The sequence below is a fragment of the Natrinema soli genome, from assembly GCF_028618695.1.
In genome coordinates, this window is sequence record NZ_JAQIVI010000486.1 from 1 (window position 1) to 2,294 (window position 2,294).

The following is a 2,294-nucleotide window of genomic DNA, read 5'->3' on the forward strand; positions in this document are numbered from 1 at the left end:
GGAGGGGACGGCTCCGGAGCGGACGCGCCAGGGCGAGGCCGCGACCGACGCCGAGTCCGATACTGATCGCGCCCCCGAGACGGTCTACGGGCACGCGACCGCGGTCATTCGGGCGGGTACCGACGGCGTCCGTTTTCTCGACGCCGAGGCCGACCCGATCGATGACGCCGATGCGAGCGAGGCCTACGAGACGCTCGAGACGCTCGAGACCGTGCCGACGACGGTCGTCCTCGACGGGATCCTCGATCAGCGGCTCCTCGATCTGGCGGCCGACCGCGGCGTCGACCGAATCATCGCGCGCTCGCTCGGCCAGTTCACCAAGCGGCCGACCGACGTTCGAATCCACGCGATCGACGACGTCGCCGAGCGGCGGCCGGACACGGAGTGACGAGGCTACTTTTCGCAACTGGATCCGGCCGTCGAACGGAGAATGGGTGGCCAGTACGGTACGGTACCCCACGAGCCGTGTCCACGGACCGAACGGTCGCGGTGTGGCTGTCGACATTGTCGGATGCTCCGAAGCCGAGGTCGGTTCTGACCGTCAGGAAACGGCAATCGAGAGCACCAGCAGGGCGCTGACGAGCGCGCCGGAGAGCGTCGCCAGGAAGTTCACGCCCTGATTCCCCAGAATCGATCCCTCAAGGGTCGCCCCGAGCAGGCTATCGACGGTCATGCCGGCGATACCCGCGGCGACGATTATCGCCGCGCCGACGGGTCCGACGTCGGGGAAGAGCCCGTACGCGATCGCGGCGACGACCGCTGCGCCGGCGACGCCGGCGAGCTCTCCCTGCCAGGTGACGCCGCCGTCCGTTCCGGGATCGACCGGTTCGAGGGTGGTGATCAGCCGCGGCCGCTCGAAGACGCTGCCGATCTCGCTCGAGAGGGTGTCGCTCATCGCGGTCGCGATCGAGCCGGCGAAGGCGAAAAGAAACAGTTCGGGCTCTCGAGGGAGGAAACCGGCGTCGCTGGCCGCGTAGCCGAGCACCGCGACGAGCGCGACGGCGGCGTTGCCGAGGACGTTCCCGCTACCCCGAGCCCCGTTGTTGTCCTCGGCGACGCCGAGTTCCGTCTTCCGCTCGTAGCGGAACTTCGTCGAGAGGCCGCCGATGGCGAAAAAGGAGATGAGGACGGTGAACCAGCCGTAGCCGCCGAGAACGATCGTTAGCAGCCCCAGCAAGATCCCGGTGAGCATCCCCGCGATGGACGCCGTCTCGAGGGCGTACGAGACGTAGCCGAAGCCGACCGTGACGGCGAGTGCGATGACGATTTCGACCGTCCCGATAGCCGGTTCGAGTTCCGCGAGCAGCCAGAGCAGGAGGCCGACCGAGAGGACGATGATCGGGTCGTCGGAGGGGAGCAGTACGTCGCGAAGGAGTGCGGCGAGGAATGCACCGCTGGCGGCCAGGAAGACGACCAGCGGCAGTGCTGATGCGACGGCATCACCGGAGAGCGAGTGAGCGAGCGCCTGTCCGGCGACGGCGGCCGCGAGCGCCGCGAGACAGAAGCTTCCCACGCGAACGACATCGGTGTCCGTTCGCAGCCTGACGAGTTGCGCGCCGAAGTTGCCGTAGCCGACCAGCAGTATCGTCCCGACGAAGACAGCGACCGGCATCGACGCCGCGGTCGCCATGAGACCGAGCGCGACCGCCGCGAGGACGAACGTGATGAGACCGTACAGTCGCGAATCCTCGTAATCGCCCGGATACGCCAGCAGGTCGAAGAGCGGGCCGTCGGTAATCACGTAGGCCCCCAGGAGGACGACACCGGCGACCGCGGCCGCCATCCACGGATCGACGAGCGGAACGGCCAGCGAGAGCGTACAGAGAGCCGCGAACACGCTGGCTCGCCGAACGGGTGCTGTCACGATATCGGTCCCTTTCTGTGGCGATTACTTCAAGGTTCGTGAACGCGGCTCGAGTCGGTTTTCACCGCGTTTAGCGGCTCATTCGGGCCGTACGTGTCGTCGCTGGGCGACCGACAGAGACCCGTAACTCGTATCACAGTCGCCGGGAAACTCACGCGTGTGGGATTGTACGAACGGTACCTCGCCCTTCGGATCGCCCGTCACGGCGGCGACCTGCCCGATCACGTCGCGCTCGTGATCACCGAACGCGATCTGTTAGAGCGAGGCGCCTACGAGACGCTCACGGACTTCTTCGAGTGGGCCATCGAGTACGCCTCGCAGGTGACCGTCTACGTGAGCGTCCTCGACGCGGCGGCGGTACCGGCGCTGCAGCGCGAACTCGAGACGATCGACGCGCCGCGGCCGGTCGCCGTTCGCGGACCGGAGGACA

The 2,294-nt window shown here is 67.4% G+C and carries 1 protein-coding gene and 2 pseudogenes; 2 read left to right on the top strand and 1 reads right to left on the bottom strand.

Going from position 1 to position 2,294, the window contains the following annotated elements; all coding sequences use genetic code 11:
* A pseudogene (locus PGX04_RS24640) lies at positions 1–388 on the top strand (DNA primase DnaG); the annotation flags it as partial.
* A 153-nt stretch (positions 389–541) separates the two neighbouring features.
* Here the strand turns inward: PGX04_RS24640 and PGX04_RS24645 are convergent.
* Positions 542–1,864, bottom strand: a complete 1,323-nt coding sequence (locus tag PGX04_RS24645; protein ID WP_273740919.1) for a DUF92 domain-containing protein — start codon at positions 1,862–1,864, stop codon at positions 542–544.
* 159 nt (positions 1,865–2,023) lie between these two features.
* Here PGX04_RS24645 and PGX04_RS24650 point away from each other — a divergent pair.
* Positions 2,024–2,294 (top strand): annotated as a pseudogene (locus PGX04_RS24650) (undecaprenyl diphosphate synthase family protein); the annotation flags it as partial.